Below are 25,339 nucleotides of genomic sequence, written 5' to 3' on the forward strand. Positions count from 1 at the left end.
ATAAAAAAACGCTCCTGGATTTTTCTGTAACCGTCAGCGTCTCGTGGGCGGGCGCTTTCTGCGCATCCGATAGCGGCGGCGGTTGCGATTGCGGATAATCATCAGAACCATATAAAGGATCAGGATCACAATTACAAAGGAGAGCACAAATTTAAACAGGAATGTGCTGAGGAAAGACTTCACGACATCCGCGTAATAAAGCGCGGAACTGCGCTCCACCGACTGGGCGGCCAGCAGGTTTACGCGGCCGACTTCCTCACCGTTGAGCATGAGCTTGACATATCCGACTTCATCCCCTTTTGTCACAGGCGCGTCAATGTTCTCCGGAATTTCCACAAGTTTCTGCAGGCTGTCCTCCGTAACCTCGTTTGCGACCAGGGAAGCAAATTTGCCGCCTGCCAAAAGCTTGATGTGGTCGACGTCCCATGAGAGGCGGACAGGAACTTCAGCCACCTCATCGCCTACATCCATCAGCGTTTTTACCGTGAAATTTTCAAAAGCCCAGTTGTAAAGATTGCGCGTATCAAGAAAAGCGAGATTATTTTCAAATCTCAGGCCATCCTCCCGCTCCTGCGGGGCGCCGATGCATACCGTCAGGTAAGTATAACCGTTGCGGGTGCAAGTGGAAATAAAATTGCGGATTCCGCCGCCTCCGACATCCGAATCAGGCAGGGAACCGGTTTTAACCCCCTTGATACCCTCATAATAATATTCGTTGCCGACCTGCTGCATGTAGTTGATCGACGACCAGGTAACTCCATTCGGGTGCTTTTCCGTCGGCGGGCAGTCGTAATACAGAGCTGTAACGAGTTCTGCAAAGATGGGGTTCTTCATGGCATATTCGGTAATCAGGGCCAGATCATAGGCGGTGGAATAATTATCCTCGTCATGCAGGCCTGTTGTATTGCTGAAATGGGTATTTTTTGCGCCGATCTCCTTTGCTTTCTGATTCATCTTTTCGATAAAAACGTCAATGTCGCCTTTCCCTACGTAAGCCCCCACCATCATGGCTGCTTCGTTGGCGGACTGGAGCATCATCGCGTAGAGAAGCTGATGGATGGTAAAGGTTTCGCCCATCCGGATATCCCCAAGCGAGACGCCGCCCAGATTGTAGAGATAGGTCTGAATATCTGCGCTCAGGGAGGTGGTTTCCTTGTCAATATCCCCCACTTCCTCCAAAGCGACGATGCAGGTCATAATCTTGGTCAGCGAGGCGGGCCAGATACGTTCCTGCGCATTTTTTTCAAATAAAACGGTGCCGGAGTCCAGATTTACCATATAAGCGGCGTGGGAATAAACATTGTCTGCGGTGGGCACCTTGGAAGAAGAGGCAGGTTGCTCTGCGTCGGAGGAAGGCGAAGAAGATTCCCCGGAGGAAGATGATGCCGATGAGGATGAACTTTCCGAAGAAGACGCGGATGACGAAGACTGAGAGGCAGAACTGCTGGGCGCTGCCAGCAGGGGGCAGGAAAGTGATGTCAAAAGTATCACGAGCGTCATAAAAAACGCGGTTTTTTTCATAGCATAATCCATTTCTCCGCTGCCGTTGCGGTGAATCCCATATGCCGCGGCGGAATTTAGCAATGGGAACAAAACAGAAAACAGCATGCAATTTACCGTTCCGGCGAGGAATTCTAATTGCAGTGCCAGGAAAAATGTGATAAAATAAAATCCGTACATTTAGTAGATTAGCCACATTTATTCTAAGTATACCAAAAAAAGGCGAAAAAGAAAAGATCAAAATATGGCATTTTATAGAGCAGGAGGGAAATCTATGTTGGATTATGCCGACAAACAGCTTGGATTCGACACGCTAATGGTACATGCCGGTACACAGCCCGACCCGGAAACTCATTCGGTCACCTTTCCTATTTATCAAACTACTGCATATACATTTAATGATACGCAGCATGCCAAGGAGCTTTTTGAACTGAAGGTGCCGGGGAACATCTATACCAGACTGAGCAACCCCACGGTGGACGCGCTGGAACGTCGTGTGGCGGCACTGGACGGAGGCGTGGGCGCGCTGGCCATGTCGTCCGGCCATGCTGTAATGTTCAATGCTTTCCTGAACCTCGCGGGTGCAGGGGATGAGATCGTTTCCTCGATCTGCATCTATGGCGGCGCCATCAACATGATGGGCGTGACGCTGGGACGCATTGGCATTAAGACCATTTTTGTGGACCCGGACGATCTGAATGCATGGGAAAAGGCTGTAACCGACCGTACAAAAGCGTTTTTCGTGGAAGGAATCGGTAATCCGAATGCCAATGTCGCGGATATTTCCGCCATCGCGGAAATTGCCCGCCGCCACGGTATCCCGTTGATTGTCGATTCGACTTTTACCACCCCTTACCTGCTCAAGCCGATCGCGTTCGGTGCCGATTATGTGGTGCATTCCGCGACGAAGTTCCTCGGGGGGCATGGCACCTCCATGTGCGGCATCATCACCGATGCCGGGACATTCAAATTTAAAGGGAACCCCCGCTTCCCGCTCTATAATGAACCGGACGTCAGCTATCATGGCGTTATATTTGCCGACTGCCCCGGCAACACCGGCTTTATCACCCGGCTGCGCACAATGATGCTGCGCGATCTGGGCGCCTGCTGCTCACCTTTTAACGCATTCCTTGTCCTGCAGGGCGTGGAGACGCTTTCCCTGCGTATGCAGCGCCATTCCGACAATGCGCTTGCCATTGCGCAGTATCTCAGCGATCATCCGCAGGTATCATTTGTTCACTATCCCGGGCTTGCCGGCGACAAATATCACGCGCTTGCGCAGAAATATCTGCCCAGCGGAGCCGGCGGCGTGTTTACCTTTGGGCTGAAAGGCGGCCGGGAAGCCGGCGCGAAATTCATTGATTCGCTGAAATTGTTCAGCCATGTGGCAAATGTAGGCGACGTCCGCTCGCTGGTGATCCACCCCGCCACAACCACACACAGCCAGCTTTCCGACGAGCAGCTTGTGGAAAGCGGCATCTCGCCGGAGACGATCCGCCTCTCGATTGGCATTGAAAATGCCGAAGATCTGATTGCGGACCTGCGGCAGGCAATTGAAGCCGCCTCCCGGTAAGGACGCAGTGGATCGTAGTCGGAACCGTTTTATCGTATCGTAACAAGATGCCTCAGAATCCAACCTGCTGAAATGTTGGCGGGTGCCGAGTTTATGGATTAGGAGAGAAGCCTATGATTTATGTGACAGGGGATACCCACGCGGACATCGAGCGGTTTAAGACCCGCGCGGTAAAGCGGCTGAAAAAAAATGACACGCTGATCGTCTGCGGAGATTTCGGCTTTGTCTGGGACGGCTCCAAAGAAGAAAAAAAGCTGCTGCAATGGCTTGGAAAGCGCCGTTACCATCTGCTGTTTCTGGAAGGCACCCATGACAATCTCGACCTGCTCGGCGAGTATCCGGCTGAGGAATTCTGCGGAGGCAGGGCGCGTCATATCAGCGGACGGTGCTATCAGCTGCTGCGCGGCGAAATTTATACCATCGAAAGCGACAATATTTTCGTTTTCGGGGGCGGCGAAAGCTTCGATACCGATACGCGGCAGGAAGGGAAAACCTGGTGGGTCGGGGAACTCCCCACAAAAGAGGAACTCGATTACGCGCGCGAAAACCTTGCCAAACACGGGAATGTGGTGGATTATATCGTCACGCACTCCCCCTCCTCCGGTGTCAGCAGTTTCTTGAATATGGACAGTACGCATACAAACCAGCTTGCCGCGTTTCTCGATGAGATTACAAAAACGGTAAGGTTCAAGCACTGGTTTTTTGGAAGCTGCCATCTGGATAAAGTGATTCCGCCGCGCTATCATGCCGTATATCAGGACATTCTCCCGCTTAGGAAGCAGCTTTCCTGATGAATTCCGATGTCTCAGATATATAAAATGCAATTTTTCTTGCAAGATTTTGCTACATGTCTTGACAATGCCGCCATTTTGAGATATCATGCCTGAAGGGCATCGGTTATGCCTCTCTCTGGTTTTAGGGAAGCGGCCGGAGGACGAACCTCTCCTGTTTTTAGACAGGAGGGGTTTTTTATATGCTTATTGCCTTTTCAGCCGTTTCATCCATGCAAAAATCTGCCTGCTGAAAAACATGCACAGAACTCCGAGTGCTCCCGAAATACAGAACACGACGACTGCGCTGATGTAGTTTCCTTCCATGATCGCGTCGCTGGCAAAGGTTGCGCAGAGGACAGAAGGAATCCGTGCGGTCAGGGTGAGCAGAAGGTATCTGCGCAGCGACAGAGGAGTCAAAGCTGCAAGATAGGTGAGCACGTCTTTCGGCATGGCAGGAAGCAGATATAAGAGGAAAACAATCCGGTCCAGCCGGCTGTGATGATACAGAAACTGAAGTCTATGCTGCTTTTGCAGAGGGAAAAACCGATCGACCAACGGCTGCCCAAACTTTTTGACAGCGGCAAAGACAAAAGCGCTTCCGGCAAGAATACCCGCCATGCAGAGAAGCAGGCCGCCAAGCGTACCGTATGTGATGCCTGCACAAACCTGAATCGGCAGCGCGGGAATAATGCCCGAAATCACCTGAAGCGCCTGAATGGCGAACAACGCCGCTGCACCCCAGATGCCAAAAGCGTTCAGCCTTTCCCGGAAAGCAGCCATCTTCTCCGGCTGCATCAGACTCATTATAGCGGGATAAAACTTCCATATCAGCCAGCCGATGACCCCGATACCAAAAACGAGTGCGGCCGCTGTCAGCAGCATCCCTATTTTTCGTCTGCCTGTCATTGGCTGCACCTCCTTGCAACAGTTATAGTGTTCCTGAAACTACAGCAGCTATGACAGATGTGTCTGCCATAGCTGCTGTAATATTCATCGCTGCCTGTCTGTAAATTCGAAAGACAATATTATTTTATGAAGTAATCGACCGCTCCGCCAAACAGGTTTTGGAATTTGCAGCCTTCCACATTCTGATAAAGATCGGGCGCGGTGCGCTCCGAATGGCCCATCTTGCCCAATACCCGCCCGTCCGGGCTGGTAATGCCTTCAATCGCATCAAACGAGTTGTTGGGATTAAAGCGGATGTCAAGCGACGGCTGACCGTCCAGGTCAACATACTGCGTCGCAATCTGCCCGTTGTCGGCAAGCTGCCGGATCAGAGCCTCAGGAGCGACAAACCGTCCTTCTCCGTGGGAAATCGCGACGGTGTGAATCTCGCCTGGCCGCATGTTCATCAGCCACGGAGACTTGTTAGAAGCGATCCGGGTGCGAACCAGCATGCTCTGGTGCCGCCCGATGGTGTTGAAGGTCAGTGTGGCGCAGGTTTCATCCATATCGCGGATTTCGCCGTATGGCACCAGCCCCAGCTTGATCAGGGCCTGAAACCCGTTGCAGATGCCGCACATCAGTCCGTCCCGGTTCCTGAGCAGTTCATGTACCTCGTCCCGGATGCGCGGGTTACGCAGGAACGCCGTGATGAATTTTCCGGAGCCGTCCGGTTCATCACCGCCGGAAAAGCCGCCCGGAAGGGCGATGATCTGGCTGCCTTGAATACTTCTGGCGAAAGCATCAACGCTTTCCCGGATGTCCGAAGCGGTCAGGTTTCGCACCACAAAAATTTCCGGTTCCGCCCCCGCAAGCCGGAAAGCGCGCGCGGTATCATATTCGCAGTTGGTGCCGGGGAAAACCGGGATCAGCACGCGCGGCTTCGCAATTTTCATGCCCGATGTCAGTTTAGCCGAATTTGCATGGCTGTATACGGGAACATCCTTTTTTTCCGGTTTCAGCAGATAGGGGAACACCTTTTGCAGCTTCTTTTCCCAGCGCTCCTGCACTTCCTCCAGCGGGATCGAGTCGAACCCGTATTTCACCGCGTAGGAGGACGAGACGGTGCCGATGCAGGGAAGGCCGGGGAGTTCCTCCTTTGCTTCAAGCAGGAACCCGCCGTAAATCGGGTCAAACAGGGCGGTATCGTCAAAGGTGGCGGAAAAGTCAAATCCAAGGCGGTTGCCGAGACACATCTTCGTGATGCCTTCGCAGACGCCGCCGTAACCCAGCGTCCACGCCGCGGCAACCTTGCCTTCGGCAGTCAGCGATTCGACAAGGCGGAACACGTGTTTGACGCTCTCAAAATCCGGGAGCCGGTTTTCGTTGAAGCCGGGGGTCACCAGATAGACCTTATGCCCGGCCTGTTTAAACTCGGTGGAAACAATCTGACCGGTATGCGCGACTGAGACCGCGAACGAGACCAGCGTGGGCGGAACGTCTAGGTCTTCAAAACTGCCGCTCATGGAATCCTTGCCGCCGATGGAGCCGATTCCAAGTGAAAGCTGCGCTTCCAGCGCGCCCAGCAGGGCGGCCATCGGCTTGCCCCAGCGTTTTGGGTCGTTTTTGGTGCGCTCGAAATATTCCTGAAAGGTCAGCCAGCATTTCCGGCTGCTGCCGCCCGCCGCGACTACTTTCGCGACCGATTCAATGACCGCGTTCATGGCGCCATGATATGGGCTGCACTGGGAGAGATCGGGGTTGAACCCCCAGCCCATCAGGGACGCGGTCGTGGTCTCGCCGCCAAGGACGGGAATCTTCGCGGCCATCGCCTGCGCGGGGGACAGCTGTGTCTTACCGCCGAACGGCATCAGGACGGTGCCCGCGCCGATGGTGCTGTCAAACCGTTCCACAAGGCCTTTCTGGGAGCAGACGTTGAGGCCTTCCATGACGGCCAGCCATTTCTCGCGCAGCGTTTTTTCGGGATGACTGCGCACAAAGTGGCGCGGTGCCTCAATTTCAACATCGGTATGCTTAACGGCTCCGTTGGAATTCAGGAAACTGCGGGATAAATCCACAATCCGCTTTCCGTTCCAGTTCATCACCAGACGAGGGGTTTCGGTTACCTTCGCGACGACGGTGGCTTCCAGATTTTCCTTATGGGCATAAGCAATAAAGCGGTCTGCGTTTTCCGGGGATACAACCACCGCCATGCGCTCCTGTGATTCGGAGATCGCAAGTTCGGTGCCGTCCAGCCCGTCATATTTCTTCGGCACGGCGTCCAGATTGATCTCCAGCCCGTCGGCAAGCTCCCCGATGGCGACGGAAACGCCGCCCGCGCCGAAGTCGTTGCAGCGCTTGATGAGCCGGGTCACCTCACCGTTCCGGAACAGCCGCTGGAGCTTGCGTTCGATGGGCGCGTTGCCCTTCTGGACTTCCGCACCGCAGGATTCCAGGGATTCCAGCGTATGGGATTTTGAGGAACCGGTCGCACCGCCGCAGCCGTCGCGGCCGGTGCGGCCGCCGAGCAGGACGACAATATCGCCTGGGTCTGGGCATTCGCGCACGACATGGTCCGCCGGGGTTGCGCCGATGACCGCGCCGATTTCCATGCGCTTTGCCGCGTAGCCGGGGTGATACACCTCCGCCACATGTCCGGTCGCCAGACCGATCTGGTTGCCGTAGGAGCTGTAGCCTGCCGCGGCGGTCGTTACGATTTTGCGCTGTGGCAGCTTGCCCGCAAGCGTCTGGGAGAGCGGTACCGTCGGGTCGGCCGCGCCGGTGACGCGCATCGCCTGATAAACATAGCTGCGCCCGGAAAGCGGATCGCGGATCGCGCCGCCGAGGCAGGTGGCCGCACCGCCGAACGGTTCTATTTCAGTCGGATGGTTGTGTGTTTCGTTTTTAAACATCAGAAGCCAGTCTTCGTCATGTCCGTCCACATCCACGGTAATTTTCACCGAGCAGGCGTTGATCTCTTCGCTTTCGTCTAGATCGGGGAGCATTCCTTCCGCTTTCAGCGCCTTTGCCCCGATGACGGCGAGGTCCATCAGCGTCATCGGCTTGTCCTTGCCCTTGTAGAGGCCCGCGCGCAGAGCGAGGTATTTCTGGTAAGTGTCCCGGATATAAGGGGTTTCGATCCGGACATTTTCAAGATTGGTCAAAAAAGTGGTGTGGCGGCAATGGTCGGACCAGTAGGTATCGATCATGCGGATTTCGGTGATCGTCGGGTCCCGGCGTTCCTCCTCACGGAAGTAGCGCTGGCAGAAAGCGATGTCGTCGGTATCCATGGCAAGCCCGCAGCGGCGGACAAAATCCGAAAGCCCGTCCTCATCCAGCGCCGTGAACCCGACGAGCGTCTCCACTTCGGTCGGAATCTCGTAGCGGGTGTCGAGTGTAACGGGCTTTTCCAAAGACGCAAGCCGGCTTTCCACCGGGTTGACGAGGTAATGCTTAATGGTGTCGAGCGTTTCAGGGGAAATGCCGCCGCTGAGCACAAAAATGCGTGCGGTGCGGACGACCGGCTGCTCCTTGGCGGTGGAGAGGGAAATGCACTGCGCACAGGAATCGGCACGCTGATCAAACTGACCGGGCAGGTATTCCACAGCGAATACCTTTTCGCCGGGGCCGAACTCGGGAAACTCGTCATAGGTGACGTCCACCTGAGGCTCGGAAAAGATCGTATGCCGGGCGTTTTCAAAATCCAACGGGTCGATGTGCTCCACATCGTAGCGGTTGATCATGCGCACGCCGGAAACACAGTCCAGCATCAGCGCGGTCCGCAGATCGCTGAGGACACCGGACGCCTCCACCGCGAACTCCGGCTTTTTCTCCACATAAATACGATAAACGCTCAATCTAACGACCTCTTTCTCTATGAGTTTAGGTATAGCGGCTTATAATTATCTTAAAAGCTCAGGCCAGTGAGCCTGTGCAGAAGTCGGATTCCGCCCCGCTGATTTGTACCGGGCGAATGGTACCGCGCAAATCCTCGCCGGAACGGACATGAACCGGCGTGTAATTTTCCGAGTAGCCCTCGTAGATGCCGTCCGTCACATGGCTTTCAAACAGGACGGACATGGCGCGCCCCACCTGCTTTTGCAGGAAATCCGCACGGGTGCGTTCGGTCAGTTCAATCATGCGGGTACTGCGGCTTGCCTTTTCCGCTTTTGATACCTGCTGCGACAGGACGGCGGCGCGTGTGCCGGGGCGCTGGGAATAGGCGAACACATGCACCTTTGCAAAAGCGATCTTTTCCGCAAACGCCAGTGAACGGGAAAACTCCTCTTCGTCCTCGCCGGGGAAACCGACCATGATGTCGGTGGTAATCGCGCAGTGATCAAAATGGCGGCGCAGGCTTTCTGTAATCCGGGTATATTCGGCGGTGTCGTAATGTCGGTTCATCCGCTTTAAAGTTTCGTCGCAGCCGCTTTGCAGGGAAAGATGAAACTGCGGGCACATCTGCGGCAGCGCCGCCATGCGTTCAATATCTTCGTCGGTCAGCAGTTCCGGCTCCAGGGAACCGAGCCGTACGCGTTGAATGCCTTTTGTCCGGCAGGCGAGCTCCACGGCGTCTATGAGGCGCAGACCCAGTTCCTTGCCGTAGCAGGAAAGGTTGATGCCCACCAGAACCACTTCCTGATAACCTGAGGCCGCCAAGCCGCGCAGTTCTTCGAAGAGCTCGTCCATCGGCTTGGAGCGGACCGGGCCGCGCGCGGTCGGTATAATGCAGTAGGAGCAGTAGCGTTCACAGCCATCCTCAATTTTCACAAACGCGCGGGTGCGTTCCGCAAAGCCGGCAGCGGCCATCCGTTCGAATGTTTCGCCCTTCTCATGGGGGCGGATATCGATGATCCTCTCGTCCGTCGCAAGGCAGCGGGATACCACCTTTACAAGCTCCGCGCGCCCGCGCGCGCCCATAATGATGTCCGCTTCGGGCAGCTTTTCGGCGGCGTCGGGGAAGGCCTGCGGAAAACAGCCGGTCAGCGCGACTTTCGCCGCCGGATTCTGCGATTTGAAGTGGCGCAGCATCTGGCGGGTCTTTTTGTCGCCGGTGGCGGTAACGGTACAGGAATTGATCACGTAGATATCGGCTGTTTCGTCCGGTGCGACGATATCATAGCCGTCTGCGGCAAAAAGCTGGGACAAAACTTCGGTTTCATATTGATTCACCTTGCATCCCAGTGTATAAAAAGCAATTCTCATTGTATACTCCATCCAAATAAGATTCAACATCTATATTAATAATGCACAAACAAGATGGCAAAATTTTCGTATTCTACAGATAACTACACATATTATAATGAATTTTAGAAACAATTACAATTAGCAGTTGACTTAAAGAAACCGCACTGTTATATTGTATTTGTAGTTAAAACATAAATAAGTAATATCTCTGGAATTTAAGGAGGCAACATGATGAAATCTACAGTAATTAAGCTTGATACCATCAACGATGTGAAGAATTTTGTGAATACTGTTTCCAAGTACGACTTTGACGTGGATTTGGTTTCCGGAAGATATGCGGTCGATGCAAAATCGATTATGGGCATTTTTTCGCTTGATCTGGCAAAACCCATTAAGGTTGAGATCTATTCCGACAACTGCCAGCAGTTTTTGGATGAGATCAAGGGCTTTGTTCAGGAAGCTTAATACAGTTGCAAAAAGCGCAGCTCAGGAGCTGCGCTTTTTTTGCGCCGGCTGCTGCGGCTGATTTTGCCCTGGCGTGCCGACATGTTTTGTCCTATCCATGCATACACATGTACTATTCTGATGGGAGAGGTGTACGCAATGGGAAAACGGTTGGCGGCGGCTTTGACCGCGGCGCTTGTGCTTTGCGCGGGCGGCGTGCCGGCTTTGGCGGAGGATGTAGCGGACATAACCGCTTTGGAAACAGCAGCAAAGGTCGACGACAGCTTTCCGGCGAAATCGGCAATTTTGATCGAACAGGAAACCGGCCGGGTGCTGTTTGAGAAAAACGCGGATGAACAACTCCCGCCCGCGTCTATTACCAAGATCATGACCCTTTTACTGACAATGGAAGCGCTGGACAGCGGAAGAATTACACTGGACGATATGGTTACCTGCTCGGAGCACGCGCAGTCGATGGGCGGCAGCCAGATCTGGTTTGAAGAAGGGGAACAGCTTTCGGTGGACGATCTTCTGAAGGCTACGGCAATTTCCAGCGCGAACGACGCCTCAGTTGCGCTGGGCGAATATCTGGCGGGCAGCGAGGATGCGTTTGTTGAACAGATGAACGAGAGGGCTCGTCAGCTGGGAATGACAAATACCATTTTCGTAAACGCGTCGGGGCTTGATGCCGAGGGGCATCTGACTACGGCGCGTGATATCGCCACGATGAGCCGCGAGCTTCTGAACCACCCGCTGATTACGAATTATTCCAGCGTCTGGATCAGTGAACTCCGGGACGGCAAGACCCAATTGGTGAACACCAACAAGCTGGTGCGGTTTTATGACGGCTGTACCGGGCTGAAAACAGGGACGACAAACGGTGCCGGGAGCTGCCTGGCCGCAAGCGCCACCCGGAAAGGGATGTCGCTGGTTGCCGTGACTCTTGGCAGCGCCACCTCCGCAGACCGGTTTTCCGCCGCACGGGGGCTATTGGACTACGGCTTCTCAAATTATGCCCGCGTGGAACTGCCGGCGCTGGAAAATCTCGCTCCGGTGAAAGTAAAAGGCGGTGTGGAACAGCAGGTAGAGGTTGTCTGCGAGCCGCCCAAGGCAGTGATTGTCCGCAGTGCCGACAAAGACAAAATTGAACAGGAAGCCAAGATTTTGCCGGATGTGGAGGCACCGGTGGAAGAAGGGCAGGTGCTTGGAAAGGTGGTCGTACATGTGGGAGACGAGACAATCTGTGAATATCAGCTGCTGGCCGCGCTCCCTGTGGCAAAGATGACCTTTTTCAAGGCATTCGGAAAGCTGTTTAATAACCTGATCAGTATGTGACAAAAGACTATCCCGGGCTTTATGGCCGGGATAGTTTCCTTCCTGTAAGAATTTCGACAATTCTTAGCAGAATTGCTATGGAAATTTCATATTGTTGACTTGAAATGGAAGAACAAATAAGGTAAAATGTGTGTAAGAAACAGTTCCTCCGCACAGGTTTGGCTTGTGCGTTTTGTACAATAACCTAGAGGAAGGAAGAGACAAAATGGGAATGAAGCTGAATATCAGGCATGTGAAAAATTTTATTGCAGAGCACGAGCTGGAAGCAATCGCGCCGCAGGTAAAAGCCGCGCATCGGGTGCTGACTGAAAAAACCGGGCTCGGCAATGATTTTCTGGGCTGGCTGACGCTCCCGCAGGACTATGACAGGGAAGAATTTGCCCGTATCAAGGCGGCCGCGCAAAAAATCCGCTCAGACAGCGATGTGCTTCTCGTGATCGGGATCGGCGGCTCTTATCTGGGCGCGAGGGCGGCGCTGGAGCTGCTCAAATCCCCGTTCTATAACAGCATGAAAAAGGATACCCCCGAAATCTACTTTGTCGGCAACAGCATCAGCCCCGACTATCTGAATACCATGATTGGGCTGTGCGAAGGCAAACGGGTTTCGGTGAATGTGATATCAAAGTCAGGCACAACCACCGAGCCGGCGCTGGCATTCCGCGTTTTCCGCGAAATGCTCGAACAGCGCTATGGAAAGGAGGGCGCTAAGGAACGCATCTACGCGACCACAGACCGTTCACGCGGCACGCTGAAGGAACTTTCCGACAGGGAAGGGTATCAGACCTTTGTCATTGCGGATGATGTGGGCGGACGCTATTCGGTTCTTACCGCGGTTGGTCTGCTGACCATGGCTGTCGCAGGAATCGATATTGACGCCGTCATGACGGGCGCGCGGCAGGCAATGGAGGATTTTTCGGGTGATGACCTGTTTTCCAATGACTGCTACAAATATGCTGCCTGCCGCAATATCCTTTACCGCAAGGGCAAGCAGATTGAACTGCTGGTAAGCTATGAACCCGCGTTTGCCATGATGAACGAATGGTTCAAGCAGCTGTTCGGCGAAAGCGAGGGCAAGGACCACAAAGGGCTTTTCCCGGCATCCGTGGTGTTCTCCACCGATTTGCATTCCATGGGGCAGTATATTCAGGAAGGCAGCCGGACCCTGTTTGAGACGGTCGTGGATATTGGAAAACCACAAAAGGATTTCTTTGTAAAAGATGACCCCGAAAATCTGGATGGACTCAATTTTCTGTCCAATCAGGAAATGTCCATCGTAAACCGGAAAGCAATGCAGGGAACTGTTCTCGCGCATACAGAGGGCGGCGTCCCCAACCTGATTCTGGAGATTCCGGAAATCAACGCATTTGAGTTTGGCTATATGGTTTATTTCTTTGAAAAAGCCTGTGCTGTCAGCGGCTATCTGCTTGGTGTCAATCCGTTTAACCAGCCGGGTGTGGAAAACTATAAGAAAAACATGTTTGCTTTGCTTGGCAAACCGGGTTATGAAGCCCGCAGAGCTGAGCTGGAAGCCGGGCTGAAGTGAGCTGGAAAGAAGTCCATACTATAAATAAATTGATATTGGAGGAATTTCACATGATTAAATTAATCGTCGGCAACAAAGGCTCGGGCAAAACCAAAACCTTGATCAATATGGTGAACGAGGCGGCCAAGACTTCAAAGGGCAACGTCGTTTGCGTGGAAAAGGGAAATACCCTGACCTTTGATGTGAGCCATCAGGCGCGCCTGATCGATATTGACACCTATGGCGTTTCCGGTTTTGACGCGTTCTACGGCTTCTTCTGCGGCCTGTTTGCCGGCAACTATGATATTACGGAAGTATTTGTCGATGCTACCTTTAAGATCGGCGGCAAAGACTATCTGGCGTTTGCCATTATGGTGGAAAAGCTTGCAAAGCTGCTGGATGACAATGGGGCGACCATGACCTTTACGGTTTCCTGCGGCAAGGACGACCTGCCTGAGCGGATTCACCAGTACATTATCTGATGGAGCGCTGCTGCCCGTGTTCCCGGCTGAAAGAATACCGGAACCGCGCAGATATAAAAGGAAATGCCCGCGTCAGGCGGGCATTTCCTTTTGCCGGTACTATGAAAAAAGAAATTCCTTAGATTGTTTAAAAGTTTGATAGTTCGGGCACCTTTTCATGAGAGGATGCTTGACAAGCAGGGCTAAACCGACTATAATAATCTGCGTGACATTTGTGAGGGGGGCACTGCGCCCCGACTTGCTGATGTGAGCCCCTGCGCGAGACCGAACGGAGGAAACCGCATGATCATTGACCTTTCCAAACTGTTTGACAACGAGGGCGAATCAGCCGGAATTGCCTGTGCGCTTGATTTGGGCAATGTTGCCCGATGGGGAAGGAAACTGTTCGACGGGCCGGTGAAAGTGACCGGCCGGGCGGAAAACCGTGCCGGAATCGTTAGCGTAAGCTATGCGGCAGACTTTATCCTCGATGTGGTGTGCGATCGGTGTCTTACGTCGCTTGCCCGTCCATGGCGGATGGAGTTTTCACACATCATGGTTTTATCCCTGAACCGTGAGGACAACGATGAGTTTATAGTAATACCGGACGGACGGCTTGATTTGGCAGAGCTTGTTTCCTCCGATATTCTCCTCGAACTCCCCACTTCGATTTTGTGTGACGAAGGCTGCAAGGGGCTGTGTCCTGTCTGCGGCAAAAACCTGAACAACGGCGACTGCGGCTGTAAGCGCAAGCCACGTGACCCGCGGCTCGATAAGCTTCGGGAACTGCTGCAGGAATAACGGCAAAAAGTGGTGCCTGTGCGCAGGCACAGGCAATCCTGTTATATTATTGATTTGAAGGGGGTGCCATAAAATGGCAGTACCAAAGAGAAAGAGTTCCAAAGCGCGCAAGAACAAAAGGCGTTCCAACGTCTGGAAGCTGGATGCCCCTGCATTTTCAAAATGCACACACTGCGGAGAGCTGAAGGCTCCTCATCAGGTTTGCGGAAACTGCGGTTACTACAAAGACAAAGAAGTAATCAAGGTCGAGGCCTAATCCATAGTGAGTTCAACGGAGGTGGAAGGTTTTCCGCCTCCGTTTTCTTTTTCCTGTGGGTTGCAATTCGAATGGGAGAAAAACAATGCCAGTTCTGATTCAGTCGGTGGAGCCGGGTTCCCATGCGGACCGCGCGGGGATTCTCGCGGGGGATGTTCTGGTCGCCATTGATGAAAGTGAGATTAACGACGTGCTGGATTACCGGTTTTATGTGACCAGCCGGAAAATTGCGCTGCACCTGCTTCGTTCGGGTGCGCCTTTTTCTGCATCCCTGCAAAAGGGAGAATACGAAGATATCGGGCTGGAGTTTGAAACTTATTTGATGGATAAACAGCATGCGTGCAAAAATAAATGCGTGTTCTGCTTTGTGGACCAGATGCCGAAGGGAATGCGCAAATCCCTGTATTTCAAAGACGACGACAGCAGGATGTCGTTTCTATTCGGCAACTATATTACGCTTACCAACTTGACGGATGCGGATATCGACCGTATTATAAAGATGAAGATTTCTCCGGTGAATATCTCGGTGCATACAACCGACCCGGCGCTGCGCGTCAAAATGATGAAAAATCCGGCGGCCGCGGACAGCCTTCGTTTTATAGAAAGACTGTGTGAAGCGGGCATTCAGGTCAACAGTCAATTGGTGCTGTGCCCGGGGCTGAATGACGGCCCTGCGCTGGAGCGCACCCTGAGGGACCTAGGCGCGCTGTATCCCAACCTGCAGAGCATCGCATGCGTTCCTGTGGGGCTCACCCGTTACCGGGAGAATCTTCCGGCGTTACAGCCGTATGATCGGGAACGCGCCGCGCGGACAATTGAGATCATCCATCGGTTTGCTGAAGAAATGCTGGAAAAACACGGCGAGCGTGTGGCATATCCTTCCGATGAATTTTTCCTGAAAGCGAAGCGGCCGCTGCCGCCGCCGAAGTATTACGGGAGATTTGATCAGTTGGAGGATGGTGTCGGCGTTCTGGCGCTTCTGGAAAGCGAGTTTATGGACGCGATGGAGCAAGACGACGGTTCCGATGCCCGCGCCGACTTGACAGTTCTCACCGGCACAGCGGCATATCCGACGCTTCAGGCTCTTGCCGGACGCGCCATGTCTAAAAAACCGGAGCTGAAAATTGAAGTGCATGCGATTGTAAACCGGTTTTTCGGGGAATCTATTAATGTGGCCGGTCTTATCACCGGGCAGGATATCGTCGCGCAGATGAAAGGCAGACGGATTGGCAGTCAGGTGCTTCTCCCGTCGGTTATGCTGCGGCGCGAGCGGGACAAATTTTTGGACGACATGACGGTGGAACAGCTGGAAGCCGCGCTCGGCGCGCCTGTGAAACCGGTGGACAACGACGGCTGGCAGCTTTATGATGCCATGACCGGCAGATGAGAAAGATGGAGGAAACAGGATGTCCAAACCATTGATCGCCATAGTGGGGCGTCCCAATGTGGGAAAATCGACCCTGTTTAATAAACTGGTGGGCGCGCGTGTGTCCATTGTGCAGGATACCCCCGGCGTAACACGCGACCGGATTTATTATGAGTGCGAGTGGCGGAGCAAATCCGTTATGCTGGTGGATACGGGCGGTATTGAGCCCCATTCAACCGATACGATTCTGTCACAGATGCGGCGTCAGGCGCAGCTTGCGATTGAACGCGCCGATGTCATTATTTTTGTGGTCGACCTGCAGACCGGCGTGACCGCCACCGATCAGGACGTTGCCGTCATGCTGCAAAAAAGCGGCAAGCCGGTTGTGCTCTGTGTCAATAAGTGCGACCAGCTGGGAGAACCCCGGCCCGAATTCTATGAGTTTTATAATCTGGGATTAGGCGACCCGGTTGCGGTGTCCTCGGTTCACGGGCACGGTACCGGCGACCTGCTGGACGCCTGCTATGAACTGATTGATTTCGACAAGACGGAGGACTATGATGAAGAAGCAGTCCGCGTTGCGATTATCGGCAAGCCCAATGTGGGCAAATCCTCGCTGGTGAATCGCATGGCAGGGGAGGAACGGGTGATCGTGTCAGACATTGCAGGCACCACTCGTGACGCGACCGATACAGAGGTGGAGAACCAGTACGGCAAATTTATCTTTATTGATACGGCGGGCATCCGCCGCAAATCCCGTGTGGACGAGGAAATTGAGCGGTACAGTGTTCTGCGCGCCTATATGGCGGTCGACCGCAGCGAGGTGTGCGTCATCGTGCTGGACGCCACAGTCGGCTTCACCGAACAGGACAGCAAGGTGGCGGGCTATGCGCACGAGCAGGGGAAAGCCTGCATCGTGGCTGTAAACAAATGGGACGCGGTTGAAAAAGACGACAGGACCATGCAGGAGTTCCGCAAGAAACTCGAGGTGGATTTTTCCTTCATGTCTTACGTGCCGTTTATCTTTATTTCCGCGAAGACCGGTCAGCGCGTTGATAAATTGTATGAACTGATCAACTTTGTGAACGCGCAGAATGCGATGCGTATCTCTACCGGCAAGCTCAACGACCTGCTTGCAAACGCAGCCGCGCGGGTTCAGCCTCCTACCGATAAAGGAAAACGCCTTCGTATTTTCTACTGTACACAGGCAAGCACAAGGCCCCCGACATTTGTCTTTTTCTGCAATAATAAAGAATTATTTCATTTCTCCTATCAGCGTTATCTGGAGAATCAGATACGGGAGACGTTTGGCCTTGAGGGCACCCCTGTCAGAATCATTGTGCGGGAGCGCGGTGAGAAAGATTAACGGCTTTTCTGAACCTGTGTGTTTTAAAATGAAAGAATGCGTCCGCCCACGCGGTCGCGCTGAATGAGGTGAAATGAATGGAGTTACTGTCAACGGGCCAATTCTGGACAGCGGCTTTTCTGGCGGCTGCCGCGGCTTACCTGATCGGAAGCGTCAGCTTTGCCGTGATTATATCCCGCCTGTGCGCGCAGGATGACGTGCGTGCACACGGCAGCGGAAATGCCGGAATGACGAACATTCTGCGTACTTATGGGAAAAAGCTGGCGTTTTTTACGGCGCTTGGGGACTTCGGGAAAGGTGTCGTGGCGGTCGCACTGGGCCGTATCATTTTTCGGCTTGTCGCGGACGGAGCGGCGCCCGCTCTGTTTGATGGCGGATACATCGCCGGGCTGTTTGTGATTCTTGGCCATGTTTTTCCGCTGTATTTTCATTTTAAGGGCGGCAAAGGTGTGCTCGCCAGCCTTGGCGTTTTAATGATGCTGAACCCATTGGTATTTTCAATTATCGTAATACTGATAGTGCCGTTTGTGTTCTGGGTAAAAATTGTATCATTGGCATCGATCATTGGGTTTCTGATTTTTCCGGTTTTAACAACGATTGTCAATCTGGTATCACGCAAGCCCTATCAGTTTGATTTGTTTTTTTCGCTGCTGATCAGCGCAATGGGCATCTGGATGCACCGTACCAACATTAAGCGGCTGCTGAACGGAACGGAATACAAGTTCGGCGCCAAAAAAACAACTGAATAAAGTGTCGGAGCAGAAATCAAGTTGGAGGTATTGGTAAATGGCAAAACTGTTTATATGCGGAGCGGGCGGGTTCGGGACGTCTCTGTCCGTTATGTGCGACCAGAACGGACAGACGGTTACACTGTATTCCCCGTTTCAAAAGGAGATTGAGATGCTGTCCAGCGAGCGGGAGCACAAAAAGCTGCTGCCGGGGATAGTGATCCCAATGTCTGTGCAGATGACCTGGAAACTGCCTGAACAGATCGATGCGGAGCTGGTGATCATTGCTACCCCGTCTTTCGCTGTGCGCAGTGCCTGCGCCTCGCTTAAGGGGCATCTCGCGCCTGAAACGGTGGTTTCCTGCGTGGCAAAAGGGTTTGAGCCGGAGACGCTGAAGCCGCTTGCGCAGGTGATTGGTGAAGAACTGCCGGAAAACCAGCGGGTGATGATTTCCGGACCGTCCCACGCGGAAGAAGTTGCCAGAGGGGTTCCGACAACCGTAGTGGCCGCATCTGACGACCAGGCAGCCGCTGAATTTGTGCAGGATATTCTGATGAGCCCAACCCTGCGCATTTATACAAACGACGATGTGATCGGCGTGGAGCTCGGCGGTGCGGTGAAGAACGTCATTGCGCTGGCCGCCGGTATTACCGACGGGCTGGAGCTGGGAGATAATTCCAAGGCGGCGCTTATGACCCGCGGCATCACCGAGATTGCGCGGCTGGGCGTTGCGATGGGTGCGAAATCCGAGACCTTTGCGGGGCTGTCCGGCATTGGCGACCTGATCGTTACCTGCACCAGTATGCATTCGCGCAACCGCCGCGCGGGAATCCTGATTGGGCAGGGGAAAACCGCTTTGCAGGCCATTGAGGAGGTCGGCATGACGGTGGAAGGCTATACCGCTACAAAATGTGCCTGGGAGCTTGCCAAAAGGTATCAGGTCGAAATGCCGATTATTGAACAGGTTTACGCAGTTTTGTATGAAGACAAACCGCCCAGAGAAGCGATCGGCGCGCTGATGGGGCGCTCCAAGCGGCATGAGGCGGAATCTAACTGGCTGGTCAAATAAAATTAGTCAATCAAAAAGCAGGCCGCCCGGAGGCGGCCTGCTTTCCTGTCGATATAAAACAAAAAGGCCCTCCGCTGACGCGAAAGGCTTTTAGCTGCAAATTTTAGATTGCACGGGTAATTTTATCGGAACGCAAGCAGCGGGTGCAGGCGTGAATGTGGCGGGGGGTACCGTCGATAATCGCCTTAACACGCTGAACATTAGGCTTCCAAGTTCTGTTAGAACGCCTATGAGAATGGGAAACCTTAATTCCGAAAGTAACACCTTTTCCGCAGATGTCGCATTTTGCCATGTGTCTGCACCTCCTCTATCTGGAACGGATTAAAACTCTCTTTCGGGGTCAACATTGATATTTTATCAGATCGGCATAGGAAAAGCAAGCTTTTTTTCATAATTTTTTTATATTAGCGCGTCCATGTGTGAATTTACAGTGAATTCGCTTGTATTTTGACCGGATTGCCGGTATAATAATCCTATTAAGCTAGGAAACTATGACATTTTATTGATGAGGCAAGGAGAAGCTATGGGATATTTTTCGCCTGACCGTTTATTTGTTTATTTTGCCCGCCTGATTGTGCTGTTTACCTCCATGCCCGTGCATGAATTTGCGCATGGATGGGTGGCTGATAAACTCGGCGACCATACGGCGCGGTATCAGGGACGGCTTGATCTGAACCCGCTGGCACATTTGGACCCGCTTGGAACCATTCTGATTTTGTTTACAGGATTTGGCTGGGCAAAACCTGTTCCGGTAAACCCGTCGAAATTTAACCGCAAAATCACCATGCGTGCGGGAATGGCGCTCACTTCGCTGGCGGGCCCCGCCGCGAACGTGCTGATGGCGACGATTCTGCTGCTGGTTTATAAAATCATCGCCCTTGTGCTGATGCTGATGAATGTCCCCATGGGCAACGCGGTCCAGATTGTCACCACCATCCTTTCCATGATGGTCACCATCAATGTTTCGCTGGCTGTATTCAACCTCCTGCCGGTGCCGCCTCTGGACGGGTATCATATTCTGGCCTATTTTCTGCCGGCCCGCTGGGAATATCTGATTGCCCAGTACAGCCGCTATATCTTTCTTGGGCTGTTTGCCGTCATGATGTTTACAAACATCTTGTCCCTGCCGCTGACATTGCTCTCGAACGTGATCTATCGGTTTCTGGATTTTATTACCGGATTTGTGGATGTCCTTGCAAATATGCTGCTGTAACGGGCAAGAATATGGAAAAGCTGAATTTTAAGACGGCGGAGTTTGAAGGGCCTTTAGACCTGCTGCTCTATTTAATTTCCAAGCATAAACTCGATATTTATGAGATCTCTATTTCCGAGCTGCTGGAACAGTACCTTTCCTATATGAACGAACTGAAGACCGGTGGGCTGGAAATTTCGAGCGAGTTCATCGAAATGGCATCCCGGCTGGTTTATATCAAGACCGTGATGCTGCTTCCAAAGCATGAGGAAGAGGGCACCCAGCTGAAGGCCGAACTGCAGGGACAGCTGCTGGAATATCAGGTCTGCAAGCAGGTGGCTGCAAAGTTGGGGGAACAGAACCGGATGTACCGCAATTTTGTCCACCCGCCGTCCCCGGTGGAAGTGGATGCCGCCTACCGCCTGACCCATCCCGTCAGTATTTTATACGCCGCTTACCGCGATGCGGTGGGGCGCGGAAGACGGCGTCTCCCGCCTCCGGTCAAGGCCTTTACGGGCATCGTGGCAAGGCGGGTGGTATCGGTCGGATCCCGCATTATCCATATCCTGAAACGTCTGTACCGTCATGGAAAAACTTCGTATGTCAGTCTGTTTGAATCAAGCACAGACCGCAGCGAGCTTGTGGCGACGTTTCTGGCGGTTCTCGAACTGGTAAAAGCCAAACGGATTACCCTGGAGGGGTCGGAGGTCTGCTTTGACCGCAGCCGGCAGCCAGAACACAGCCGGTCGGAGGAACTGACATGATAGATTTGCCGCAAAAACAAATATTGGCTATCCTGTTTGCGGGCGGCGACCCTGTTGAGATCGCAAGGATTGCGCAGGCAATCGGGGCGGATGAGGAAACAGTGACGCGGTATCTGCCGCATCTGCGTGATTCGCTGGAAGACGCCGGCATGCCGTTTGAAATCTTGCAGCTGGAGGACAAGCTCCAGCTCTGCACAACGGCCGACTTCGCCCCGGTGATCAGGGAAGCGCTGGAACTTCGCAAGAATATTCCGTTGTCTCAGGCCGCGCTGGAAGTGCTGGCCGTGATTGCCTATAACCAGCCGGTTACCCGCGCGTTTGTGGAGCAGGTGCGCGGCGTGGACAGCTCGGGCGTCGTAAATTCCCTGATTGAGAAGCAGCTCGTGGAGGAGGCGGGGCGTCTGGAACTGCCCGGACGCCCGATCGCATATCGGACGACCGCTCATTTTCTGCGCTGCTTCGGCCTGGAAAATCTGGACGGGCTTCCCGTGCTTCCGTCGGCGGAAGAACCGGAGCCGCTTCCGGTAGGCGTTCTGGAGGGGCAGGTCGCGTTCGAGGAGATTGTAGAACCGGAAAGCTGAGCGCAGGCGCAAAGGGAGGGGAAAAGTCGTGGCGATTGTGGGATATGTTCTGCTGGGAATACTGGCTGCTGTTTTGCTGCTTCTGTGCGTTCCTGTGAGGCTCATCCTGCGTTACTGCACCGGTAAAGCGCCTGTCGGCGTTTTGCGCTGGCTTTTCTTTCAGGTCGACCTGCTTAAAGCAGCCGAACGAAAAACAGCCGATACAGAGACCCGCGCAAAAAAAGCGGAGAAACTCCAACCTAAAAAAGAGAAAAAGCCGCTGGAGTTTTCCCGGACGCTGGGCATTGCGGCTGACCTGCTCTCTTCGCTGAAAGGCGGGGCGGGAATGATTGTCCGCCGTTTTCGGATTTACCGGCTGCGGCTTTCGATGATAGTTGCCGGGGGGGACGCCGCGGAAACTGCGGTTGACTACGGCAAATGCAACGCTGCGGTTTATTCTGCCTATGCGCTTGCAAAAAATTTTTTGAATCTGAAAAACCCCGAAATAGAAATCCGGCCGGATTTTGTTTCGGAAAAAGGCTCTGTGGATTTTGAGATGCGCGGCCGCCTGATGCCTATTATCGTGCTTGCGGCGGCGGCTCGTATATTTGCCGCGTTTTTGGTCAAAACCATCCACAGAAAGAAACTTCAACAGGAATAACCGCTGGGAGGAATTCAAATGGCTAACGAGGGCCACCCGATTAACGGGTTGTTGGACAGCTCGATGCAGAATCTGCGTTCACTTGTGGACGCGGACACCATTATTGGCAATCAAATCACAACGCCGGACGGAATCGTCATTATCCCGATCTCCAAGGTAAGCTTCGGTTTTGCTTCCGGCGGCTCCGATCTGCCGACTAACAAGCAAAATGAGATGTTCGGCGGCGGCGCGGGCGGGGGCGTTTCTGTGCAGCCGCTTGGCTTCCTTGTGATCAAGGATGGCGCGGTCTCTTTGCTGCAGATGGACAACAGCAAGAATACTGCCGACCGTATGGTCAGCCTGATGCCCGAAATGATCGACAAATTGGGAACAATGTTTAAAAAGGACAAAAAGGAATCAAAAGACAGCAAAGACTCCGTGCCAACAGAGGAAAAGGGCACCCGGTAATGTCGGCGTGTGTTGCCGCATACAAATAACCTGTATCTTATTTTAAGCTGCGGGTGATGGATGATGGCGAAAAAACTGGTAGGGCTTCTGGTAGGCTTTTTATTTCTGTTTTTGGGCATGCGGCTGACCGATGCGCAGGCGGCTCCTGCCGCGAATGGCACACAGGCGGCGTTAGCCGATGAAATTAAAGCCAAAGGCGCGGTGCTGATGGACGCCGAAACGGGGCGTGTGCTGTTTGCACAGAACGCGCATCTGCGGTTGCCGATGGCTTCAACCACTAAAATCATGACCGCTCTGATCGCGCTGGAACAGGAGCGTTTGGATGATTATTTTACTGTGAGCACCGCCGCGGTCCATGTTGAGGGCTCTTCCATGGGCCTACTGGAGGGGGACAGCGTCTCTTTGCGGGCACTGGCTTATGGAATGCTTCTGCCGTCCGGCAATGATGCCGCCAATGCCGCAGCCATGCGGATAGCGGGGAGTCTGCCGGATTTTGCCGATCTGATGAATGCGCGCGCGGAGGAAATCGGCCTTGACGATACCCATTTCGTGACCCCGTCGGGGCTGAACGACCCCAATCACTATTCCACTGCCTATGATATGGCGCTTCTCGCGCGGGAGGCCCTGAAAAATCCGCTTTTTGCCGAGATCTGTTCCCAAAGCAAGGCCGTGGTGCAGTATGGAAACCCGCCCTATAACCGCTGGATGCAGAATCATAACCGGCTGCTGCGCAGTTACGAGGGTACGGTAGGCGTAAAAACCGGCTATACGACAGCCGCCGGCAGGTGCCTGGTTTCCTGCGCTGAACGGGACGGCATCAAGCTGATTGCGGTGACGCTCAATTGCCCGGATGACTGGAACGTCCACGCAAAGCTATATGACAGCTATTTCAGCCGTATGGTCCTCACCAATGTCGCCAAAATTCTGCCGGATATCCAGATTCCGGTTATGGGCGGGACAGCTTCCAAGGTACGGGCTGTTTATGAGAAGCCGCCGAAGCTCGCGGTGCTCGAAGGGGAAGCCGTTACCGTGGATGTGACCGCGGAACCGATCCTGTTTGCGCCGGCGGAGCGGGGGCGGGTTGTGGGGAATCTTTCGGTCTGCCTGAGCGGGCAGCCGGTGCTGGAGTTTCCGCTGACGCTCGGAAAGACAGTAAAAGTATCGCAAAAGTCCAACCTGCTGGAGAAACTGTTTGGCAACCAAAGCTGAATCGCTTTATAAACACAGAATGGAAAAGAATAAGATCAGTCAATGACGTGAGTCATGGAAGGAACAGGTGCAAATAAATATGGTAGTCAAGGGAATTCGCATTCAAAAAGTGCTTTCTGATAACGGGATTCTTTCCCGCCGAAAGGCGGAGGATGCTATCCGCGCGGGCCGTATCACCATTAACGGCCGCCCGGCGGTGCTGGGAAATCCCGTAAATCCGGCGCGCGACGTAATTGCAATTGACGGTGTAAACGTTGTGCTGCAAAAAAAGAAGAAGAATTGTTATTTAATGCTTCATAAACCGCGCGGGTTTGTGACAACAACGTCCGATGAGCTGGGCCGCCGCTGTGTAACCGATCTCGTCAAGGATGCGCCCTGCAAGGTGTATCCGGTGGGCCGTCTTGACCGAAACAGTGAAGGGCTGCTCCTTTTGACTAACGACGGCGATTTTGCCAACCTTGTCATGCATCCGTCCAGCCATATCAGCAAAACCTACCGTGTGACGGTGCGCCCGGACATTACCGACGAGCAGGCGGCACAAATGGGAGCGGGCATCATGCTCGACGGAAAAATGACTCTGCCCGCGACCGTACTGGTGCTGGAGAAGCAGGAGGGCCGGGTTGTGCTGCAAATCACGATTTCCGAAGGACGCAACCGCCAGGTGCGCCGTATGTGCGAGGCGGTCGGGCTGGAGGTTGCGAGGCTCAAGCGTGTCTCCATCGGCCCGCTCAAGCTCGGAATGCTGCCTCCCGGCGAGTGGCGGGAACTTAAGCCTTCCGAACTGATCGCGATGCGCAATGCGGCGCAGAAAAAGTAAATGCGCAAGGTTGTCAAAAGGGGAGAAGACAGCATGTTTTTAATTAAACGGATTACCGACCCGCGGCTTGCGGAACGTGTCTGCGGCAGCTTTGGCGTTTTCGAAAAAGGAGCGTTTGCCTATGCTGCCTACAAGGGAGAAGACGTGCTTGCAACCGCCGCCTTTTTCACAGCGCCCGGTGGCTGCTGTACACTGTGCGGGGTTGATACGGGACGCCGGGCAGATATCCCGATGATTGACGGGATTGCCCGTGCCGCTTTCAATGCGCAGCTGAAGGCGGGCGCGAGAACGGCGCGGCTGGGCGAAGGCATTTCACAGGAAATTCAGTTTGCGCTGACAAAACTGGGGTACCGGGCAGGCGAAGAATTCAGTCTTGCTGAATTCTTCGCCCGGAAACCCTGCTCCAAATAAAAATGCGGGCGCATT

Annotated in this window: 25 protein-coding genes; 20 read left to right on the top strand and 5 right to left on the bottom strand. The window is 53.7% G+C overall.

The features are described 5' to 3' along the window. Positions 1 to 33: 33 nt before the first annotated feature. The gene (locus C1A10_RS02930; RefSeq protein ID WP_101908800.1) at positions 34 to 1,680 is read right to left on the bottom strand and encodes a D-alanyl-D-alanine carboxypeptidase family protein; all 1,647 of its coding nucleotides are present in this window, start codon (positions 1,678 to 1,680) and stop codon (positions 34 to 36) included. A gap of 94 nt (positions 1,681 to 1,774) precedes the next feature. Between C1A10_RS02930 and C1A10_RS02935 the strand changes: the two genes are divergently transcribed. Together C1A10_RS02935 and C1A10_RS02940 are read left to right on the top strand one after the other, a co-directional pair. Beyond that, positions 1,775 to 3,073 carry an O-acetylhomoserine aminocarboxypropyltransferase/cysteine synthase family protein gene (locus C1A10_RS02935; RefSeq protein WP_101908801.1) on the top strand — a complete coding sequence of 433 codons (1,299 nt, stop codon included), beginning with the start codon at positions 1,775 to 1,777 and terminating at the stop codon, positions 3,071 to 3,073. A 113-nt stretch (positions 3,074 to 3,186) separates the two neighbouring features. Then, positions 3,187 to 3,864 (top strand): metallophosphoesterase, encoded by a 678-nt coding sequence (locus tag C1A10_RS02940; protein WP_101908802.1) that lies wholly within the window; start codon positions 3,187 to 3,189, stop codon positions 3,862 to 3,864. Between the two features lie 186 nt (positions 3,865 to 4,050). Here the strand turns inward: C1A10_RS02940 and C1A10_RS02945 are convergent, their stop codons facing one another. The 3 genes from C1A10_RS02945 to mtaB form a co-directional block, all read right to left on the bottom strand. Next, on the bottom strand, positions 4,051 to 4,752 hold the full coding sequence (locus C1A10_RS02945) for a TVP38/TMEM64 family protein (RefSeq protein ID WP_101908803.1): 702 nt from the start codon (positions 4,750 to 4,752) through the stop codon (positions 4,051 to 4,053). A gap of 119 nt (positions 4,753 to 4,871) precedes the next feature. Beyond that, on the bottom strand, positions 4,872 to 8,585 hold the full coding sequence (locus tag C1A10_RS02950; protein WP_101908804.1) for a phosphoribosylformylglycinamidine synthase: 3,714 nt from the start codon (positions 8,583 to 8,585) through the stop codon (positions 4,872 to 4,874). A 58-nt stretch (positions 8,586 to 8,643) separates the two neighbouring features. Next, complete coding sequence (gene mtaB / locus C1A10_RS02955) at positions 8,644 to 9,933, bottom strand: tRNA (N(6)-L-threonylcarbamoyladenosine(37)-C(2))-methylthiotransferase MtaB (RefSeq protein ID WP_101908805.1); 1,290 nt, start codon at positions 9,931 to 9,933, stop codon at positions 8,644 to 8,646. A gap of 213 nt (positions 9,934 to 10,146) precedes the next feature. Between mtaB and C1A10_RS02960 the strand changes: the two genes are divergently transcribed. The 10 genes from C1A10_RS02960 (at position 10,147) to C1A10_RS03005 (ending at position 19,263) form a co-directional block, all read left to right on the top strand. After that, a complete protein-coding gene (locus C1A10_RS02960; protein ID WP_101908806.1) occupies positions 10,147 to 10,380 on the top strand; it encodes an HPr family phosphocarrier protein in 234 nt (77 codons plus the stop codon). Between the two features lie 138 nt (positions 10,381 to 10,518). After that, complete coding sequence (locus C1A10_RS02965; RefSeq protein WP_101908807.1) at positions 10,519 to 11,694, top strand: D-alanyl-D-alanine carboxypeptidase family protein; 1,176 nt, start codon at positions 10,519 to 10,521, stop codon at positions 11,692 to 11,694. 205 nt (positions 11,695 to 11,899) lie between these two features. Continuing rightward, the gene (locus tag C1A10_RS02970; RefSeq protein ID WP_101908808.1) at positions 11,900 to 13,237 is read left to right on the top strand and encodes a glucose-6-phosphate isomerase; all 1,338 of its coding nucleotides are present in this window, start codon (positions 11,900 to 11,902) and stop codon (positions 13,235 to 13,237) included. Between the two features lie 50 nt (positions 13,238 to 13,287). Continuing rightward, the gene (locus tag C1A10_RS02975) at positions 13,288 to 13,698 is read left to right on the top strand and encodes an apurinic/apyrimidinic endonuclease family protein (RefSeq protein ID WP_101908809.1); all 411 of its coding nucleotides are present in this window, start codon (positions 13,288 to 13,290) and stop codon (positions 13,696 to 13,698) included. Positions 13,699 to 13,980: 282 nt separating this feature from the next. Next, a complete protein-coding gene (locus C1A10_RS02980) occupies positions 13,981 to 14,478 on the top strand; it encodes a YceD family protein (RefSeq protein WP_101908810.1) in 498 nt (165 codons plus the stop codon). A gap of 73 nt (positions 14,479 to 14,551) precedes the next feature. Continuing rightward, positions 14,552 to 14,734 carry a 50S ribosomal protein L32 gene (gene rpmF / locus C1A10_RS02985; protein ID WP_101908811.1) on the top strand — a complete coding sequence of 61 codons (183 nt, stop codon included), beginning with the start codon at positions 14,552 to 14,554 and terminating at the stop codon, positions 14,732 to 14,734. 85 nt (positions 14,735 to 14,819) lie between these two features. After that, positions 14,820 to 16,121, top strand: coding sequence for a DUF512 domain-containing protein (locus C1A10_RS02990; RefSeq protein WP_101908812.1), 1,302 nt, complete (start codon positions 14,820 to 14,822; stop codon positions 16,119 to 16,121). Positions 16,122 to 16,140: 19 nt separating this feature from the next. Beyond that, positions 16,141 to 17,466 (top strand): ribosome biogenesis GTPase Der, encoded by a 1,326-nt coding sequence (gene der / locus C1A10_RS02995; RefSeq protein ID WP_101908813.1) that lies wholly within the window; start codon positions 16,141 to 16,143, stop codon positions 17,464 to 17,466. 77 nt (positions 17,467 to 17,543) lie between these two features. Further along, positions 17,544 to 18,215 (top strand): glycerol-3-phosphate 1-O-acyltransferase PlsY, encoded by a 672-nt coding sequence (plsY, locus tag C1A10_RS03000; RefSeq protein WP_101908814.1) that lies wholly within the window; start codon positions 17,544 to 17,546, stop codon positions 18,213 to 18,215. Between the two features lie 37 nt (positions 18,216 to 18,252). Continuing rightward, positions 18,253 to 19,263, top strand: coding sequence for an NAD(P)H-dependent glycerol-3-phosphate dehydrogenase (locus C1A10_RS03005; protein WP_101908815.1), 1,011 nt, complete (start codon positions 18,253 to 18,255; stop codon positions 19,261 to 19,263). A 103-nt stretch (positions 19,264 to 19,366) separates the two neighbouring features. On the opposite strand, the gene rpmB is transcribed toward C1A10_RS03005, so the two are convergent. Continuing rightward, complete coding sequence (gene rpmB / locus C1A10_RS03010; RefSeq protein ID WP_101908816.1) at positions 19,367 to 19,555, bottom strand: 50S ribosomal protein L28; 189 nt, start codon at positions 19,553 to 19,555, stop codon at positions 19,367 to 19,369. Positions 19,556 to 19,786: 231 nt separating this feature from the next. Here rpmB and C1A10_RS03015 point away from each other — a divergent pair, with 231 nt between their 5' ends. The 8 genes from C1A10_RS03015 (at position 19,787) to C1A10_RS03050 (ending at position 25,324) form a co-directional block, all read left to right on the top strand. Further along, positions 19,787 to 20,476 carry a site-2 protease family protein gene (locus C1A10_RS03015; RefSeq protein WP_242968815.1) on the top strand — a complete coding sequence of 230 codons (690 nt, stop codon included), beginning with the start codon at positions 19,787 to 19,789 and terminating at the stop codon, positions 20,474 to 20,476. Positions 20,477 to 20,487: 11 nt separating this feature from the next. Beyond that, a complete protein-coding gene (locus C1A10_RS03020; RefSeq protein WP_101908817.1) occupies positions 20,488 to 21,219 on the top strand; it encodes a segregation and condensation protein A in 732 nt (243 codons plus the stop codon). Next, positions 21,216 to 21,800, top strand: coding sequence for an SMC-Scp complex subunit ScpB (scpB, locus tag C1A10_RS03025; protein WP_101908818.1), 585 nt, complete (start codon positions 21,216 to 21,218; stop codon positions 21,798 to 21,800). Before C1A10_RS03020 ends, scpB begins: the two co-directional genes overlap by 4 nt. Before the next feature lie 28 nt (positions 21,801 to 21,828). Continuing rightward, positions 21,829 to 22,440, top strand: a complete 612-nt coding sequence (locus C1A10_RS03030) for a DUF2953 domain-containing protein (RefSeq protein WP_101908819.1) — start codon at positions 21,829 to 21,831, stop codon at positions 22,438 to 22,440. Positions 22,441 to 22,458: 18 nt separating this feature from the next. After that, positions 22,459 to 22,887, top strand: a complete 429-nt coding sequence (gene ytfJ / locus C1A10_RS03035) for a GerW family sporulation protein (RefSeq protein WP_101908820.1) — start codon at positions 22,459 to 22,461, stop codon at positions 22,885 to 22,887. 63 nt (positions 22,888 to 22,950) lie between these two features. Next, positions 22,951 to 24,096 (top strand): D-alanyl-D-alanine carboxypeptidase family protein, encoded by a 1,146-nt coding sequence (locus C1A10_RS03040; protein WP_242968816.1) that lies wholly within the window; start codon positions 22,951 to 22,953, stop codon positions 24,094 to 24,096. A gap of 79 nt (positions 24,097 to 24,175) precedes the next feature. Beyond that, entirely contained in the window at positions 24,176 to 24,913 is a 738-nt protein-coding gene (locus tag C1A10_RS03045) for a pseudouridine synthase (RefSeq protein WP_101908821.1), read from the top strand. 33 nt (positions 24,914 to 24,946) lie between these two features. Beyond that, on the top strand, positions 24,947 to 25,324 hold the full coding sequence (locus C1A10_RS03050) for a hypothetical protein (protein WP_145997682.1): 378 nt from the start codon (positions 24,947 to 24,949) through the stop codon (positions 25,322 to 25,324). Positions 25,325 to 25,339: the final 15 nt, after the last annotated feature.

The sequence above is a fragment of the Marasmitruncus massiliensis genome, from assembly GCF_900186535.1.
GTDB classification, from domain to species: Bacteria; Bacillota; Clostridia; order Oscillospirales; family Ruminococcaceae; genus Anaerotruncus; species Anaerotruncus massiliensis_A.

Excerpts from the sequence above, each read along its gene's own strand:
- scpB (WP_101908818.1), top strand. The coding sequence starts at position 21,216 with ATGATAGATTTGCCGCAAAAACAAATATTGGCTATCCTGTTTGCGGGC.
- C1A10_RS03045 (WP_101908821.1), top strand. The coding sequence starts at position 24,176 with ATGGTAGTCAAGGGAATTCGCATTCAAAAAGTGCTTTCTGATAACGGG.
- C1A10_RS02940 (WP_101908802.1), top strand. The coding sequence starts at position 3,187 with ATGATTTATGTGACAGGGGATACCCACGCGGACATCGAGCGGTTTAAG.
- C1A10_RS03050 (WP_145997682.1), top strand. The coding sequence starts at position 24,947 with ATGTTTTTAATTAAACGGATTACCGACCCGCGGCTTGCGGAACGTGTC.
- rpmF (WP_101908811.1), top strand. The coding sequence starts at position 14,552 with ATGGCAGTACCAAAGAGAAAGAGTTCCAAAGCGCGCAAGAACAAAAGG.
- C1A10_RS02945 (WP_101908803.1), bottom strand. The coding sequence starts at position 4,752 with ATGACAGGCAGACGAAAAATAGGGATGCTGCTGACAGCGGCCGCACTC.
- C1A10_RS03040 (WP_242968816.1), top strand. The coding sequence starts at position 22,951 with ATGGCGAAAAAACTGGTAGGGCTTCTGGTAGGCTTTTTATTTCTGTTT.
- C1A10_RS03015 (WP_242968815.1), top strand. The coding sequence starts at position 19,787 with ATGGGATATTTTTCGCCTGACCGTTTATTTGTTTATTTTGCCCGCCTG.
- rpmB (WP_101908816.1), bottom strand. The coding sequence starts at position 19,555 with ATGGCAAAATGCGACATCTGCGGAAAAGGTGTTACTTTCGGAATTAAG.
- C1A10_RS02970 (WP_101908808.1), top strand. The coding sequence starts at position 11,900 with ATGGGAATGAAGCTGAATATCAGGCATGTGAAAAATTTTATTGCAGAG.
- ytfJ (WP_101908820.1), top strand. The coding sequence starts at position 22,459 with ATGGCTAACGAGGGCCACCCGATTAACGGGTTGTTGGACAGCTCGATG.
- plsY (WP_101908814.1), top strand. The coding sequence starts at position 17,544 with ATGGAGTTACTGTCAACGGGCCAATTCTGGACAGCGGCTTTTCTGGCG.
- C1A10_RS03020 (WP_101908817.1), top strand. The coding sequence starts at position 20,488 with ATGGAAAAGCTGAATTTTAAGACGGCGGAGTTTGAAGGGCCTTTAGAC.
- mtaB (WP_101908805.1), bottom strand. The coding sequence starts at position 9,933 with ATGAGAATTGCTTTTTATACACTGGGATGCAAGGTGAATCAATATGAA.
- C1A10_RS02935 (WP_101908801.1), top strand. The coding sequence starts at position 1,775 with ATGTTGGATTATGCCGACAAACAGCTTGGATTCGACACGCTAATGGTA.
- der (WP_101908813.1), top strand. The coding sequence starts at position 16,141 with ATGTCCAAACCATTGATCGCCATAGTGGGGCGTCCCAATGTGGGAAAA.
- C1A10_RS02980 (WP_101908810.1), top strand. The coding sequence starts at position 13,981 with ATGATCATTGACCTTTCCAAACTGTTTGACAACGAGGGCGAATCAGCC.
- C1A10_RS02965 (WP_101908807.1), top strand. The coding sequence starts at position 10,519 with ATGGGAAAACGGTTGGCGGCGGCTTTGACCGCGGCGCTTGTGCTTTGC.
- C1A10_RS02975 (WP_101908809.1), top strand. The coding sequence starts at position 13,288 with ATGATTAAATTAATCGTCGGCAACAAAGGCTCGGGCAAAACCAAAACC.
- C1A10_RS02960 (WP_101908806.1), top strand. The coding sequence starts at position 10,147 with ATGAAATCTACAGTAATTAAGCTTGATACCATCAACGATGTGAAGAAT.
- C1A10_RS02990 (WP_101908812.1), top strand. The coding sequence starts at position 14,820 with ATGCCAGTTCTGATTCAGTCGGTGGAGCCGGGTTCCCATGCGGACCGC.
- C1A10_RS02930 (WP_101908800.1), bottom strand. The coding sequence starts at position 1,680 with ATGTACGGATTTTATTTTATCACATTTTTCCTGGCACTGCAATTAGAA.
- C1A10_RS03005 (WP_101908815.1), top strand. The coding sequence starts at position 18,253 with ATGGCAAAACTGTTTATATGCGGAGCGGGCGGGTTCGGGACGTCTCTG.